11 protein-coding genes are annotated in these 15,029 nt (G+C 64.9%); 6 read left to right on the top strand and 5 right to left on the bottom strand.

Annotated elements, in window-relative coordinates; translation table 11 throughout:
* Positions 1 to 107 precede the first annotated feature (107 nt).
* Both B4920_RS02570 and B4920_RS02565 read left to right on the top strand, forming a co-directional pair.
* The gene (locus B4920_RS02570; RefSeq protein WP_079433024.1) at positions 108 to 1,964 is read left to right on the top strand and encodes a phosphoenolpyruvate carboxykinase (GTP); all 1,857 of its coding nucleotides are present in this window, start codon (positions 108 to 110) and stop codon (positions 1,962 to 1,964) included.
* A 110-nt stretch (positions 1,965 to 2,074) separates the two neighbouring features.
* Positions 2,075 to 3,229 (top strand): pyridoxal phosphate-dependent aminotransferase, encoded by a 1,155-nt coding sequence (locus tag B4920_RS02565; RefSeq protein ID WP_079433023.1) that lies wholly within the window; start codon positions 2,075 to 2,077, stop codon positions 3,227 to 3,229.
* A 159-nt stretch (positions 3,230 to 3,388) separates the two neighbouring features.
* On the opposite strand, the gene B4920_RS02560 is transcribed toward B4920_RS02565, so the two are convergent.
* The 3 genes from B4920_RS02560 to B4920_RS30820 all read right to left on the bottom strand — a co-directional run bounded on the left by B4920_RS02560 (position 3,389) and on the right by B4920_RS30820 (position 5,794).
* On the bottom strand, positions 3,389 to 4,099 hold the full coding sequence (locus B4920_RS02560; protein ID WP_079433022.1) for a lytic transglycosylase domain-containing protein: 711 nt from the start codon (positions 4,097 to 4,099) through the stop codon (positions 3,389 to 3,391).
* Positions 4,100 to 4,594: 495 nt separating this feature from the next.
* Complete coding sequence (gene ampD / locus B4920_RS02555; RefSeq protein ID WP_079433021.1) at positions 4,595 to 5,215, bottom strand: 1,6-anhydro-N-acetylmuramyl-L-alanine amidase AmpD; 621 nt, start codon at positions 5,213 to 5,215, stop codon at positions 4,595 to 4,597.
* Between the two features lie 165 nt (positions 5,216 to 5,380).
* A complete protein-coding gene (locus B4920_RS30820; protein ID WP_079433125.1) occupies positions 5,381 to 5,794 on the bottom strand; it encodes a prepilin-type N-terminal cleavage/methylation domain-containing protein in 414 nt (137 codons plus the stop codon).
* A 332-nt stretch (positions 5,795 to 6,126) separates the two neighbouring features.
* Between B4920_RS30820 and B4920_RS02545 the strand changes: the two genes are divergently transcribed.
* From B4920_RS02545 to B4920_RS02535, 3 genes are all read left to right on the top strand, one after another.
* Positions 6,127 to 6,906 carry a ferredoxin--NADP reductase gene (locus B4920_RS02545; RefSeq protein WP_079433020.1) on the top strand — a complete coding sequence of 260 codons (780 nt, stop codon included), beginning with the start codon at positions 6,127 to 6,129 and terminating at the stop codon, positions 6,904 to 6,906.
* A 239-nt stretch (positions 6,907 to 7,145) separates the two neighbouring features.
* Complete coding sequence (locus B4920_RS02540) at positions 7,146 to 8,348, top strand: ammonium transporter (protein WP_079433019.1); 1,203 nt, start codon at positions 7,146 to 7,148, stop codon at positions 8,346 to 8,348.
* Positions 8,349 to 8,488: 140 nt separating this feature from the next.
* Positions 8,489 to 10,720, top strand: coding sequence for an FUSC family membrane protein (locus tag B4920_RS02535; RefSeq protein ID WP_079433018.1), 2,232 nt, complete (start codon positions 8,489 to 8,491; stop codon positions 10,718 to 10,720).
* 170 nt (positions 10,721 to 10,890) lie between these two features.
* On the opposite strand, the gene B4920_RS02530 is transcribed toward B4920_RS02535, so the two are convergent.
* Together B4920_RS02530 and B4920_RS02525 are read right to left on the bottom strand one after the other, a co-directional pair.
* On the bottom strand, positions 10,891 to 12,081 hold the full coding sequence (locus B4920_RS02530) for an MFS transporter (protein WP_254050814.1): 1,191 nt from the start codon (positions 12,079 to 12,081) through the stop codon (positions 10,891 to 10,893).
* Between the two features lie 65 nt (positions 12,082 to 12,146).
* Positions 12,147 to 14,051 (bottom strand): bifunctional sugar phosphate isomerase/epimerase/4-hydroxyphenylpyruvate dioxygenase family protein, encoded by a 1,905-nt coding sequence (locus B4920_RS02525; protein ID WP_079433017.1) that lies wholly within the window; start codon positions 14,049 to 14,051, stop codon positions 12,147 to 12,149.
* Between the two features lie 173 nt (positions 14,052 to 14,224).
* On the opposite strand from B4920_RS02525, the gene B4920_RS02520 reads away from it, so the two are divergent.
* The gene (locus tag B4920_RS02520; RefSeq protein WP_079433016.1) at positions 14,225 to 14,998 is read left to right on the top strand and encodes an IclR family transcriptional regulator C-terminal domain-containing protein; all 774 of its coding nucleotides are present in this window, start codon (positions 14,225 to 14,227) and stop codon (positions 14,996 to 14,998) included.
* Positions 14,999 to 15,029 lie beyond the last annotated feature (31 nt).

Here is a 15,029-nt window from a genome sequence, read left to right as displayed (position 1 = left end):
TACGCGCCGAGCCCTGGTGGCCCAAAAAAGACGCGATTGCCCAGCCGGAAGCCTCCCCAAACCGGCACTTGAAACAACGCATCCGTAACGTCCTGGAGAATCGTGAGATGTCTCAAAGCATTGCCGAAGCCGCCATCGCCGCCGCACCCGATTACGTCAAACACCAGAAACTGAAGGAGTGGGTTGCCGAGATCGCCACCCTCACCGAACCCGACCGCGTGGTCTGGTGCGACGGTTCCGAAGAAGAATACGACCGCCTGTGTGCCGAGATGGTCGAAGCCGGGATGCTGATCAAGCTGAACCCGGAAAAGCGCAAGAACTCCTACCTGGCCTGGTCCGACCCCTCCGACGTGGCCCGCGTCGAAGACCGCACCTACATCTGTTCCGCCAACAAGGACGACGCCGGCCCCACCAACAACTGGGAAGACCCGGCCAAGATGCGCAAGACCCTGAACGAACTGTTCAAGGGCAGCATGCACGGTCGCACCCTGTACGTGATCCCGTTCTCCATGGGCCCGCTCGGCTCCCCCATCGCCCACATCGGCGTGGAGATCTCCGACAGCCCCTACGTCGTCACCAACATGCGCACCATGACCCGCATGGGCAAGGCCGTCTTCGACGTGCTTGGCGCCGATGGCGAGTTCGTGCCCTGCGTGCACACGGTTGGCGCTCCGCTGGCCCACGGCGAGAAGGACTCCCGCTGGCCGTGCAACCCGACCACCAAGTACATCGTTCATTACCCCGAGACCCGCGAGATCTGGTCCTACGGCTCCGGCTACGGCGGCAACGCCCTGCTCGGCAAGAAGTGCTTCGCGCTGCGCATCGCCTCCACCATGGCCCGCGACGAGGGCTGGCTGGCCGAACACATGCTGATCCTCGGCGTGGAAAGCCCCGAAGGTGAGAAGACCTACGTCGCCGCCGCCTTCCCGTCCGCCTGTGGCAAGACCAACTTCGCGATGCTGATCCCGCCCAAGTCCTTCGACGGCTGGAAGATCTCCACCGTCGGCGACGACATCGCCTGGATCAAGCCGCGCAAGGAAGCCGACGGCAGCACCCGCTTCTACGCAATCAACCCCGAAGCCGGCTTCTTCGGCGTTGCCCCCGGCACCTCCGAAAAGACCAACTACAACGCGCTGGCCACCCTGCGCGAGAACATCATCTTCACCAACGTCGCACTGACCGACGACGGTGACGTGTGGTGGGAAGGCCTGAGCAAGGAAGCCCCGGCGCACCTGGTCGACTGGCAAGGCAAGGACTGGACCCCGGAGATCGCCAAGGAAACCGGCCGCAAGGCTGCGCACCCGAACTCCCGCTTCACCGCCCCGGCCAGCCAGTGCCCGTCCATCGACCCGAAGTGGGAAGACCCGGCCGGCGTACCCATCTCCGCCTTCATCTTCGGCGGCCGCCGCGCCACCACCGTACCGCTGGTGTACCAGGCCTTCAACTGGAACTTCGGCGTCTACATGGCTGCCACCCTCGGCTCCGAAACCACCGCCGCGGCCTTCGGCGCCCAAGGCGTGGTGCGTCGCGATCCGTTCGCGATGCTGCCCTTCTGCGGCTACCACATGGGCGACTACTTCAACCACTGGCTGAAGATGGGTCACACCGTGGATCAGGCGCCGGGCATATTCTGCGTCAACTGGTTCCGCATGAACGAGAAGGGTGAGTTCATGTGGCCCGGCTTCGGCGAGAACATGCGCGTCCTGAAGTGGATCGTCGACCGCGTCCGCGGCCGCGTGCACGCCACCGAAAACGCCCTCGGCTGGATGCCCCAGTACGAAGACATCGACTGGACCGGCTCCGACGTGACCAAGGCCGAATTCGAAGCCCTGGTCAAGATCGACGCCGACACCTGGAAGACCGAGCTGGCCGGCCACCAGGAATGGTTCGACAAGCTGCAGGACCGCCTGCCCAAGCAGTTCACGCTGAAGCGCGAACTGTTCGAACTAGCCCTGTCGGTGTAAGTTCGCAGCAGCCAGCCGGCTGCTCAGGTACTGCAAGAAAGCGTCGAGCAATCGGCGCTTTTTTGTTTTCCTCGTGCTACTGCCGATCCCCACTCTTCAGGAACCCATCCATGATTCGCAGCGCCCGCCGCATGGCCGACATCCAGCCCTTCCACGTAATGGAGATCCTCAAGCGCGCCCATGAACTCGCCGCCAGCGGGCGCGACATCATCCACCTGGAAGTCGGTGAACCGGATTTCCCCAGCCCCCAGCCCATCGTCGAAGCGGCCCAACGCTTCCTGACCGGCGGCCACGTGCATTACACGCCGGCCCTTGGGCTCACCGCCCTGCGCGAAGCCATCGCCCGCTTTTACCACGACCGCTTCGGCGCCAGCATCGCACCTGAGCGCATCATCGTCACCCCCGGCGCCTCCGGCGCCCTGATGCTGGCCCTCGCGACACTGACCGACCCTGGCGACGAATGGCTGCTGCCCGACCCCGGCTACCCGTCGAACCGCCACCTCGTACGCAGCTTCGAAGGCCACCCCCGCGCCCTGCCGGTGGACGCCAGCACCCGCTTCCAGCCCACGCCGGCCCAGGTCGAAGCCGCCTGGACGCCCCAGACCCGCGGCCTGATGGTCGCCAGCCCGGCCAATCCCACCGGCACCCTGCTCACGCTCGACGAAATCGTCGCCCTGCAGAAAACCGTAAGCCGGCACCAAGGCGTACTGATCGTCGACGAGATCTACCAGGGCCTCAACTACGGCGTGGACGCCTGTACCGCCCTCAGCCGGCTCGACGATGTCTTCGTGGTGAACAGCTTCTCGAAGTACTTCGGCATGACCGGCTGGCGCCTTGGCTGGCTGGTCGCCCCAGAAGCCTACGTGCGCGACATCGAGAAGCTGGCCCAGCACTTCTTCATCTCGCCCTCCACGCCGGCCCAGCACGCCGCGCTGGCAGCGTTTGAACCGTCCACCATCTCGATTCTGGAAGAGCGCCGGCACGAGTTCGCCGAACGTCGCAACGCGCTCCTCCCCGCCTTGCGTGACATTGGCTTCCGCTTCGCTACCGAACCCCAGGGCGCCTTCTACCTATACGCCGACATCTCCGGCATCGCCCAGGACAGCCAGTCACTGGCACGCCTGCTCATCGAGGAAGCCGGCGTCGCCACGACACCGGGCATCGACTTCGGCGACAACGCACCGGAACGCCATCTGCGCATCGCCTACACGACAGGAAGCGCGAGACTGCTCGAAGCCGCCGAACGCATCGCCCAAGTCCTGTAGGGGCGAATTCATTCGCCCTCTGCAGCCCGGATCTTCGACATGCCCTGCTCGACGTCCGTGGGCGAATGAATTCGCCCCCACAAGCAAATAGCACCCCCAGCCTAAAAATGAAAAAACCCGCCTCTCGGCGGGTTCCTCTTCCCCAGGCTCGGGCGCAGGTCAGGCGCCGACGAGCCTTCCTCCGCTACGGGCCACCTGGCTCAGCATGGCCTTCACGGCCATCACCTTGCTGGCGTACGGGGCGGACGGGTCGCCGACACCGCCGTACTGCTGCAGGGCCCGCTCGACGGAACCGGTGCTCTTGATGTACTCCTTGAGCACCAGCGCGCCAACACGGATATTGGTTTCAGGGTCGAACATGGCACTCTTGTCCGACTTCACATCCACCTTGTCGGGATGGAACTTTGGAATCACCTGCATCAAACCCTGCGCGCCCATCGGGCTCTCGGCAAAGGGATTGAAGCGGGACTCGATGGCCATCACAGCCACCAGCAGCAACGGGTCGACACCCAGGCTGCGCCCGGTCTGCTGAGCCGAGGCCAGCAGCGGCTCAAGCGCCACCGCAGACACCTGGTAGCGCTTGGCCACATAGGCCTTGACACGCTGCAGGTCGGGACTGAGCTGGATCGACGCGCTGTCGTCCGACACCTGGACGACTTCAGGCTCGGGTTCGGCCACAGCCATTGCGGCAGGAACCTGGGCTTTGTCAGTGAAACTATCGAGGGACAAGCCCTGCACGCCGTGGTTGGCGATTCGCGATGCGATGAAAAGGGTAACGATAAGGCCAGCGACGAGAAGACCGCCGTGGGCGAAGTGAAGCATGAGTGAAGCCGCGTGACGTGCGAACTTCGCGATACGAGTTGCGAACATGGGCTCTCCTTTCTGTGGCCACGGCCCACCGAACGCGCACGCAGAACCGCCCCAAAACAGCAGGGACAGCACATCCGTTTGTATCACCCGACGGCCCTCGAAAAGCAGGGCCGGGTTCAACTCGTCAGCCAACGAAACCGGCTGACGACGCTCAATAGACTAGGTCGCCAGGGGTTGATCCAAACACGCTGACGCAACCAGACAGCGTGCCAAAAAAAGCGCCAAGCCAGACCTCGGGAGGGTCAGTAACCGGGGGGAAGAAGGCCGGTCATGCAGCGGCTCAGGCGCCAACTTGTAACAAAAAACAAGTGAGCAAAAATGCACACAGCCCGCATTCTATTGATTCGACTGGGTTTTGTCAATCCACCCCGAGTCCACAGCCTCACCAATGATGCAAAAGGCATCACCCAGGCGCCATGCAGATGGTTGCCCCCTACCCGTCACTGCCCCACAGGGCGCACTGCGTAAAGGCTTTCGTCAAAGACAGCTTGGCGTTCAGTCGGGCCGCCCCGAGACAGGAAAAGGCCAAGTCATCAAAGACGCTTCCAGTTCTTCCGGCGCCCCCTTGGGCTCGATCAACGCAGCGATCTGTGGGCAACCCAGCGCTTCCAGACAACGCCGCAGGCGCCCCCACGCGAAGTACGGCCCCGGGTCGGTTTTGCGCCCCGGCGCAACATCCGAATGCCCGGTGATGCCCTCGATCGGAAAGCGTTCGCAGAGATCGGCCAGCAGATCGGCCAGCAACTCGTACTGCACGGCCTCGAAGGGAAGCGTATCGCAGCCTTCCAGTTCGATACCGATGGAGAAATCATTGCAACGCTCACGCCCACGCCAGGACGACGCGCCGGCATGCCAGGCACGCATCTGGGGATCGACGAACTGGATCACCTCGCCGGTACGGCGGATGAAGAAGTGAGCGGAAACCCTCAGCTGATGGATGCCCGCGTAGTAGGGGTGCTCCTGCGGGTCGAGGGTGTTGGTGAAGAGCTGGGTGACACCGGGACCGCCGAAGCGGTTGGGAGGGAGGCTGATGGCGTGGATGACGATCAGGCCCACATCAACATCCGGAGAGCGAGCATCGATATTGGGCGATGCCAGAAAGTCTATAGAAATCATAAATCTAGTTTTCTCACATAGCCACCACACATTAAGGACCTCAAAAGGGGAGCTGTGATTCTCCCAGGTAAACGCAAAATCCCCGCCTTTTGAGTTGCGGGGATTTGGACCTCATGTGGAGCGAGAAACGTCAGAAACCCCTGACTCTCTGGCTCCAGCGTACGCTTAGTTAGCCTTACACCAACCCTTTGCAACGCAGCCGCCATCATTCGTCCAACGGATAACGCCGTCAGCGCCCGGTGCAGTCGGCGTCAGGTTTGTCGTGGTACTGTCAGAATTAGCAGCAGAAACACCGTTAATCACGCCGGCCGTCACCGTCAGCGTCGTGGTGTTGGTCGTTGGCGCAGCAAGGTTAGCGGAAATGCCATTCGATCCACCATTACAGTTAGCAAAAGAGCCCTCCTGGGAGTAACACAACGCCACTTCACTCTTGCGCTGTTCAGCCAGCCCCTGAACTTCAGAGAAGCGGCCTTTCTTGACGTAATCCTGATAACTGGGGATGGCCACAGCCGCCAGAATGCCGATAATCGCCACGACGATCATCAGTTCGATCAGCGTAAAACCGCCTTGCTTTTTCATGATGTGATCTCCACTCGTTGAAATTTGGTTGGTGCGGGCTATTGCCTCGTACCTGCAGAGATACGCAATCAGCGTGCCAAACGTCATGGGTTTCAATTTTTTCATTCTTAAACAGATCGTTACCAGTCACCAAGCCACCGGGCCAGCGTCTGCCCATCCCAGCAACCCATCTTTCATGTGACGTTTTTCGTCACATGCTGACAAGATTTGTCAGCGGGGACATCGTGTAAGCTCCGAACACGCCCTTTGCGGCGAATTCCTCCGCCCCCAGACGGTCGAATCGACGGTGAGCGGTTGAATTCTCCCCCACATGCCAGCAAAGGAGAGACGCCATGGACGCCCCCAACGACAAGTCCCAGCCGGCCCGCATCCTGTGGCTGCAGCGCTGGAGTCCCCGGCTGCTGTCCTTCCGGCTCAGCCGGGACGCGGGGTTCCGCTTCGTGCCAGGGCAGTTCGCCCGTCTCGGGCTGCACCAGGCCAATGGCGCGCCGGTGTGGCGGGCCTATTCGATGGCGTCGGCAACGTGGGACGACTACCTGGAGTTCTACTCGATCATCGTGCCGGACGGCGCCTTCACGTCCCGTCTCGAACAGTTGCAGGTCGGCGACGCGCTGATGATGGAGCGCCAGCCCTTCGGCTTCTTCACCACCCACCGCTTTGCCGATGGGCGCGATTTGTGGATGCTGGGTACCGGAACCGGGCTGGCGCCTTACCTGGCAATCTTGCAGGACGAGAGTACCTGGACACGCTTCGAGCGCCTGATTCTGGTGCATTGCGCGCGCAATGCCGAGGACCTGGCCTATCAGACCGAAATCGCCGCGCTGCGGGATCATCCGCTGTGGGCCGAACACGGGCACAAGCTGATCTACCAACCTGTCGCGACCCGCGACAATAGCCTTCCCGGTGCGCTCCATACCCGCATTCCTGCTCTGCTGCAGAGCGGTGAGCTGGAAGCCCACCTGGACATCCCACTCACCCTTGCCGATTCCCGCATCATGCTCTGCGGCAGCCCGAGCATGGTGCATGACACCCACAAGGCATTGCTGGGGCGGGGCTTCCGCCTCAGCCGGCTGGCGGCACCGGCACAGATTGCAGTGGAGAACGCCTGGTGAGCACGCGCGGCAGAAGCAGATAGCACCAAAACGATGAGGAATTTCCCACGCACGATCGACCGGAGTCCTGAATCGTCGCGACAGCGCATTAATTTGGTGCATAAAGCATCGATCTGCACGATCATGGTGCCATCAACCCACTTACCCTGATGGCAAGCCCTTAATTCATCAGGCCTTTTCACCAAAATCGAGCTGGCACAGCACCTGCTTGGTGCCTCGCTTCATTTTCGGAGCCCAAAATGGAGCAAATCAGTAACACCAGCAACGTTGTCTTCGTATTGCTAGGCGCCATCATGGTGCTTGCAATGCACGCGGGCTTCGCCTTCCTGGAAGTCGGCACCGTACGCAAGAAGAATCAGGTCAATGCGCTGGTCAAGATCCTCACCGACTTCGGCGTGTCGGCCATCGCCTACTTCTTCATCGGCTACACGGTGGCCTACGGGGTCAACTTCTTCTCCAGCGCCGAAGTGCTGGCCCAGAAGAGCGGTTACGAGATGGTCAAGTTCTTCTTCCTGCTGACCTTCGCCGCCGCCATCCCGGCCATCATCTCCGGCGGTATCGCCGAGCGCGCCAAATTTCACCCGCAGAGCATCGCCACCTTTCTGCTGGTCGGCTTCGTCTATCCCTTCTTCGAGGGCATCGCCTGGAACGACAACCTCGGCATCCAGCCGTGGCTGGAAGCGGCCTTCGGCGCCAAGTTCCATGACTTCGCCGGTTCGGTGGTGGTGCATGCGGTCGGCGGCTGGATCGCCCTGCCCGCCGTGCTGCTGCTCGGCGCCCGCCGCGGCCGCTACACCAAGGACGGCAACGTGGCCGCCCACCCGCCTTCAAATATCCCCTTCCTGGCTCTCGGCGCGTGGATCCTCACCGTCGGCTGGTTCGGCTTCAACGTGATGTCGGCCCAGACCCTCGACAAGGTCAGCGGCCTGGTCGCCCTCAACTCGCTGATGGCGATGGTCGGCGGCACGCTGGCGGCGATGGTCCTCGGCAAGAACGACCCGGGCTTCATCCACAACGGCCCGCTGGCCGGCCTGGTCGCCGTGTGTGCCGGCTCCGACCTGATGCACCCGATCGGTGCGCTGGCCACCGGCCTGATCGCCGGCGTGCTGTTCGTGCAGCTGTTCACCATCACTCAGAACCGCTGGAAGATCGACGACGTGCTCGGCGTGTGGCCGCTGCACGGCCTGTGCGGCGCCTGGGGCGGCATCGCGGCGGGCATCTTCGGAGCCAAGGCGCTGGGCGGCATCGGCGGCATCAGTCTCGTATCGCAGCTGATCGGCACTGCCGGTGGCATCGTCGTCGCCGCAGCGGGCGGCACCATCGTCTATGGCGCACTGAAATCCATCGTCGGCATCCGCCTGGATGCCGAGGAAGAATTCGACGGCGCCGACCTGACGATCCACAAGATCACCGCGACGCCGGACCGGGAGACCCACTGGTAAGCAGCGCAGTAGTGAGCATCACGAAAAGCCGGCCCTGCCGGCTTTTCTTTTTCATGGCCCGCCACCTTGCCTAGCCCCGCCCCTGCACCTTAACCTCTGCCTGCCATCGACCCCCTTGCCGGAGGCCCGGCCCAGGCGCCATGCAGACACTTTCCCGCATCGACCGCTCCCTGCGGGCCGCCCGACGCGTTGCGCTGAGCCATTACGTGGCCAGCGGCCTGGTGGCGGCGCTCGGCATGTTGCTGATTTCCGGCGGCATGCATTTCTACTTCGGCGCCTTCGCTGCGGCGGCGGCATCGGTGGGCGTGGCCATCGTGATTCCGCCGGACCAGCCTGCCCCCCAGCGCGGCAAGTTCTGGCAGCTGCTGCCGGCCGCGCTGATCGGCCTGCCGCTGTTCCTTGCCGTCCAGGCCCTGCACAACTCGCCGGTGTTACTCGGCCTGCTGCTGGTGCCGGCCAGCTTCATCGCCTTCCTGGCCGGCGCGTGGGGCAAGCGCGGGCTGCCGATCTCGATCTCGATCATGTTCGCGCTGGTGCTGTCGATGGCCGTGCCGGTGCAGCAGGGCCCCGGCAGCATCGCAACGACCGGCCTGTACTTCGCCATCGGCAGCGCGGGCTACCTGGTGTTCGCCAGCCTGGCCAACTCGGCGCTCAATGCACGCTACCGGGTCCAGATGCTGGCCGACGTGCTGTTTGCGCTGGCCGGGCTGATGCGCTGCCAGGCACGGCAGTTCGGCGCCCTGAGCCTGCCGTCCGACGCGACCCCACTGATCGGCGAGCTGCTGCGACGCCAGGCTGCGCTGGCCGATCAGCTTCAAGCGGCCCGCAACATCCTGCTGGAATCCCCGCGCACGCCGCGCCGCCAGCGCTTGGCCGGCATGCTGCTGCAGGTGCTGGAGATACGCGACCACCTGCTGGCCAGCGAGCTGGACGTGGACGCCCTGCGTGCCCACCCCGGCCACCCGCCGCTACTCAATGCCCTCGGTGAAATCCTCGGCGCCCTGGCCGACGAGTTGGACGGCCTCGCCGACGCCCTGCTCACCGGCCGCCAGCCCGAGCCCTTCGCCAGCCACCGCCCCCAGCTCGCCCGCCTGGAACTGCCCGCTGAAGAAAACCGCGATACCGACGGCGGCACCCCGTCGACGGCGATGCTGGCCCGCGGCCTCGCCAACCGCCTCGGCCACATCAACGACGAAACCCTGCGCCTGATCGCCCTGGCCCGCGGCGAGGCACAGCCCGACCTGAGCCTGGTACGCACCGCCTGGCAGGCCTTCGTCAGCCCCACGGCCTGGTCCTGGCAACCGCTCGCCGAGCTGTGGCACTGGAACGCCCCGCCGCTGCGCCACGCCATCCGCGCCGCCCTCGCCATCGGCAGCGCCTACGCGCTGTCCCTCGCCGTACCCTGGGGCACCCACGACTACTGGATCCTGCTGACCATCGTCGTCGTACTGCGCGGCAGCCTGGCCCAGACCGTCGAACGGCGCAACCACCGGGTGCTAGGCACCCTGCTCGGCTGCGTGCTGACGGGCGCACTGCTGGCCCCCCATCCGCCGGCGGTGTTCCTGCTGCTGGTCGTCATGCTGGCGCAGGGCGTCGCCCACGCCTTCGCCGTGCGGAGCTACATCGTCGCGGCAGTCGCCGCGACGGTCATGGGCCTGGTGCAAAGCCATATGCTGAACGCCGGCAGCGCCACCTTCGAAGTCATCGAACGCCTGGCCGACACGCTGGCCGGCGTCGCCATCGCATGGGCCTTTGCCTACGTGCTGCCGAGCTGGGAACGTGGCCGCATCCCGGCCCTCGTCGCCCGCAGCCTCGCCGCCCAGGCCCACCACGCCCGTATCGCGCTGGGCCTGGGGCAGTTGCAGGCGGTGGACAACGAACCCGAACTGGCCTGGCGGCTGGCCCGCCGCGAAGCCTACGACAGCCTGTCGGCGCTGGTGCAGGCCACCCAGCAATCCCTCGCCGAGCCCCGCGCGGTACGCCCGCCGCTGGCAGCCCTGGGGCGCCTGCTGACCCATAACTACCAGCTCCTCGCCCAGCTCACCGCGGTGAAGACGATGCTGATGCAGCGGCGCGGGCGACTCGACGCGGCGCGCATCCAGCTTCCGCTACAACACGCCACCGAAGCCATCGACCAAGCGCTGACGGCGCCCGGCGTACAGCCGACAGCACCGACGCAAGCAACAGATAGCGCCGCCCTGCCCAACCCCTTCGAGCAGGACCTCAGCCCGTGGCTGCTGCGCCGCCTCGGCCTGGCCAGCGAACTCGCGGCGCAGGTAAGGGAGGATGCGGAGCAGGTGTTGCGCCCGACGCCAGCCGTGCCTGGCAGTGAAATACAGGAAGGCTCCGGGCCAGCGGCTGTGGGCGAGTGATCTCGCCTCCACGGGCGGTCAGCCAGTACCTTCCTGCCCTTTACAGGTCTTTTCCCAAGCCCACGCACGCAAAAAAATCCCGCCAAAACGCAATGCCCGGCGGGATGCTCAAGACCCGCGGGTAGTTTGGGAGGAGAGGTGCCCGCCGGGTGGGAAAAGTCGGTACAGATTCAGTGCCGCAGGTCGCTCTCCAGCCGCCCGCGATGGGAAAACAGAAAACCGAGGCAGACGAACAGCAGCACACCCTCGATCCACAAGGCCACCTGCACGCCCCACCAGGCCGCCAGCAGACCGGCCGCCAGCCCGCCGATGGCATCGAAACCGAAGCGCGTCGCCATGAAGAAGGACACCACGCGGCCGCGCATGGTCTCCGGCGTGCTCGACTGCAGCAGCATGTTGATGCCGGCATTGCAGACGGTGATGCCGAAGCCCAGCAGCACCAGCCCGGCGAAGGCCAGCGCCGGCAGATGGCTGGCGCCGATACCGACCAGCGCCACCGCACTGATCGCCACCGCGGCAACCACGCCCTGGCTCAAGCGTGCCAGCGAACGCACGCGGGTCAGCACAACGGTACCGAGGAAGGCGCCACCGCCCGCCCCGCCCCACAGCCAGCCGAGGGTCTTCGCATCGCCGAGGAAGACGTCCTTGGCCAGGATCGGCAGCAGCGTCGCGTAGCTCGACGCGGTCAGGTTCACGCCGATGACCACCCCGATCAGCACCCGCACATACCAGGTATCCCACACATAGCGCGCACCTTCCTTGAAGACCCGCCCGACCGGGCCGCGCACCGGCTCCGGCATGCGCCCATCGGCACGCAGCACCGCGAAGATCAGCGCCATGAAGGACAGCGCATTGAGCCCAAAACACACCGCCTCCGAACTCAGCCCCAGCAGCAGCCCCGCCACCGGCGGCCCGAAGAAACGGCCGCCATTGACCAGCATCGAGTTGAGCGCCAGCGCATTGGGCAGGTCCTCGCGGCTTTCCACGAAGGCGTTGATCAGCGAATGACGCAGCGGCGCGTCGAAACTGCTCAGCACGCCGAGCAGCAGGGACATCGCGACGATCAGTGTCGGCCCGATCCAGCCCAGCGCCGCCAGCACGGCCAGCGTCAGCGCCTGGGTGGCGAGCAGGGACTGCACGACGATCAGGCAGCGCCGCTTGTCCTGCTTGTCGATCCACGCGCCGGCCAGCGGCCCGATCAGCAGTTGCGGGGCCAGCGACGCAAAGGTGGTCACGCCCAGCAGCGCTGCCGACCCGGTGAGCCGGTACACCAGCCACACCAGCGCCACCTGCTGGATCCACGAGCCGAGCAGCGACACCGCCTGGCCAAAGAAGTACAGCCTGAAATTAGCCGACCGCAACGCCCGAATCGACTCGGGAACCCTTCTCTCACTCACCCCTGCACACTCCGCAAACCGTCTGGCCCTCAGCTTCTCCTCGCCTGGGCCGACATGCGGACCGGCGCGTTGGAAGCCCCGAAGCCGGCATAGCCGTCACGGCGCTGGACGATCTCGAAGAAAAAGCGGTCCACGAACATCTGGGTATAGAAGTGGAAGAATTCCCCCTCCTCGTTGCGGTCGTAGAGGACCCCGAGGCGGCGCATGCGTTCGAGCAGCGCGTCGTCCAGCTCGAAACGGGCCGGCAGGTCTTCATAATAATTGTCGGGCACGTCGAGCAGGGCGATGCCGTGCCGGGTCAGATACTCTGCGGTCTCAAAGATGTCATCGCTGGCCAGCGCGATGTGATGCACCCCGCCGCCCTGCAGCGCCTCCATGCTGCGCCCGGTCACCGTCGCACGGCTGTGGGACACGTTCAGTGCGATGCGCAAGGAGTGGTCCGCATCGACCATCGCGCAGCTGCGCACCAGCCCGTTGGGGTCGGCCAGCTCCATGCTCTCCTGCGGATGCAGGCCCAGCACCACGCGATTGAACAGCACACCGGTATCGAACTGCTCGAAGGGGAAGCCTTCGGCCAGGTGATCCACCTTGCGGATGCCGGCCTTGCAACGCCCTTGCCTGGCCGGGTCGACGACGAAGTCGGTCTCCAGGAAGCCCTTGTCCTCCAGCGCCTGGGACACGAAGTAGATGATGCTGTCGTCCACCGCGCGCAGCGCCGGGATCAGCGCTTCGTTGGGGCCTACGCGGCCGGCGTGGCTGGGCACGTGGAAGGCCACGCCGCGGTTCACTGCCCGCTGGCCGTCGTCGGTGGCCAGGCCCAGCGCGCAGATCGACGGCCCGCGGCGCTGGAAGTAGTCGCTGGCGAAGGAGCCCGGCTCGTTGTTGAGCACCAGACGCACGTCGCCCTGCTGGTAGAGCTCGACGTTCTTGGTGCGGTGGGTGCCGGAGTGATCGAAGCCCAAGCCCTGCAGCGCCTTGCCGAGCGCCTTGCCGGACGCATCATCCACCGCGAACTCGATGAAGGACAGGCCGCGCAGCTTGGGCGGCGCCGGCGGATTGAACAGCTCGATGCGCTCGGTCAGCGCTCGGGTGGCCGGATCGCTGACAGCTTGAGCCTCCAGGCGCGCGCGGATCTGCTCCTCGAGGTAGAGCAGCGACGAGAAGGCGTCGAGGGTCGTGCGGCGGTTCGGCGCGGCGCGGAACACGTCGTTGAAGATCTCCAGCGACAGCGGGCCCGGATAGCCGGCCTTCAGCACATGTTCCATGAAGCCGACCAGGTCGAAGGTGCCCTGGCCTGGGAAGCAGCGGTAATGGCGGCTCCACTGCAACACGTCCATCACCATGCGCGGCGCGTCGGCCAGTTGCAGGAAGAACAGCTTGTCGGCCGGAATCTGCTCGATGCCGGCCGGGTCGTCGCCGCGCGACAGGATGTGGAAGCTGTCCAGGCACAGGCCCAGATGCGGGTGATCGGCCTTTTTGACGATATCCCAGGAATGGCCGTAGCGATTGACGTGGTGGCCCCAGGCCAGCGCCTCGTAGGCAATGCGCAGCCCGCGCTCGGCGGCCTTCTCGGCCATCGCGTGGAGTTGCGAGGCCATCAGCTCGTCGTCGCAGATGGTGTTCGGCTGCACGTTGGAGCACACCAGCAGCATCGGCGCACCGAGCTCGACCATCAGATCGAACTTGCGCTGGGCGCGATCGAGGTTGCGCTTGAAGCGGACGTCGTCCACGCCATCCATGTCGCGGAAGGGCTGGTACAGGTCGATGCCCAGGCCCAGGTCGGCACAGCGCTGGCGGATCTCGCGCGGCGACAGGCGGCTGTAGATGAGGTCGTTCTCGAAGATCTCCACCGCGTCGAAACGCGCGCGGGCGATGGATTCCAGCTTCTCTTCGAGGGTTCCACTGATACACACAGTGGCTATCGATCGGCGCATCAAGGGTCTCCGCCTGTTGTGCTTGTTTATGGACTGCATGTTAGGCACGCCGCTTCGGGCGGACCATTGCCCGGCGGGGCTTGTTGCGCGACAATCGCGCAACCCATGCCAACAATCGCGCGCTTTGCGCCGACTACACTACCTGGCAGGCCCCCTGGGACGGAGACACGGAAATGGCCGAAGAAGAACTGGAACTCGACCGGCGCGACTGGATTGCCGGGCTTGAAAAGGGCTTGCGCATCATCGAGGCGTTCAGCGACGCCCACCCGCGCCTGACCCCGTCGACGGCCGCACGGCGCACCGGCATCACCCGCACCGCGGCACGGCGCTATCTGCTGACGCTGCAGCACCTGGGCTATGTGGATAGCGACGGCACCCATTTCTGGCTGACGCCGCGCATCCTGCGCCTGGGCTGGTCCTACTTCGATTCGGCCAAGGTGCCGCGCGCCGTGCAGCCCTTCCTGCAGCGGATCAGCCTTGAACTAGGCGGCTCGGCCTTCTTCGCGGTACTCGACGAGGACGAAGTGGTCTTCGTGGCCCGCAACGGCATCGGCCGCGTGCAGAGCCTGGGCTTTGTGCTCGGAGCCCGCATCGCCGCCAACCTGGCATCGGCGGGCATCGTGCTGCTGGCCTGCAAGCCACCCGAAGAAGTGGACCGCTGGCTGACCGGGCGCAAGTTCATCCCCTACACGCCACACAGCTACACCAATGTGGAAGATGTCCGCAGCGTCATCGAGAAGGCACGGACATTCGGCTACAGCATTCTGGAACAACAGTTGGAGCAGGACCGCCGCGGCATCGCGGTGCCGGTGCGGACCCGCGCCGGCGTGGTGGTCGGCGCGATCAGCGTGAGCCTGCCGATAGGCAACGAAACCACGCAGCAGGCCCTGACCCGCGCCCTGCCCGTGCTGCGCGAAGCAGAGCATGCCCTGCTGGCGCTGCTGTAACAGGACGGCGCTCTACGCAGTGAGTCGGGCC

The organism is Zoogloea sp. LCSB751 (genome assembly GCF_002028455.1).
Classification (GTDB): domain Bacteria; phylum Pseudomonadota; class Gammaproteobacteria; order Burkholderiales; family Rhodocyclaceae; genus Zoogloea.
Note: the sequence above shows the minus strand (reverse complement) of the source record. Positions and strands in the feature narration are given on the sequence as shown.

Excerpts from the sequence above, each read along its gene's own strand:
- B4920_RS02570 (WP_079433024.1), top strand. The coding sequence starts at position 108 with ATGTCTCAAAGCATTGCCGAAGCCGCCATCGCCGCCGCACCCGATTAC.
- B4920_RS02565 (WP_079433023.1), top strand. The coding sequence starts at position 2,075 with ATGATTCGCAGCGCCCGCCGCATGGCCGACATCCAGCCCTTCCACGTA.
- B4920_RS02560 (WP_079433022.1), bottom strand. The coding sequence starts at position 4,099 with ATGTTCGCAACTCGTATCGCGAAGTTCGCACGTCACGCGGCTTCACTC.
- ampD (WP_079433021.1), bottom strand. The coding sequence starts at position 5,215 with ATGATTTCTATAGACTTTCTGGCATCGCCCAATATCGATGCTCGCTCT.
- B4920_RS30820 (WP_079433125.1), bottom strand. The coding sequence starts at position 5,794 with ATGAAAAAGCAAGGCGGTTTTACGCTGATCGAACTGATGATCGTCGTG.
- B4920_RS02545 (WP_079433020.1), top strand. The coding sequence starts at position 6,127 with ATGGACGCCCCCAACGACAAGTCCCAGCCGGCCCGCATCCTGTGGCTG.
- B4920_RS02540 (WP_079433019.1), top strand. The coding sequence starts at position 7,146 with ATGGAGCAAATCAGTAACACCAGCAACGTTGTCTTCGTATTGCTAGGC.
- B4920_RS02535 (WP_079433018.1), top strand. The coding sequence starts at position 8,489 with ATGCAGACACTTTCCCGCATCGACCGCTCCCTGCGGGCCGCCCGACGC.
- B4920_RS02525 (WP_079433017.1), bottom strand. The coding sequence starts at position 14,051 with ATGCGCCGATCGATAGCCACTGTGTGTATCAGTGGAACCCTCGAAGAG.
- B4920_RS02520 (WP_079433016.1), top strand. The coding sequence starts at position 14,225 with ATGGCCGAAGAAGAACTGGAACTCGACCGGCGCGACTGGATTGCCGGG.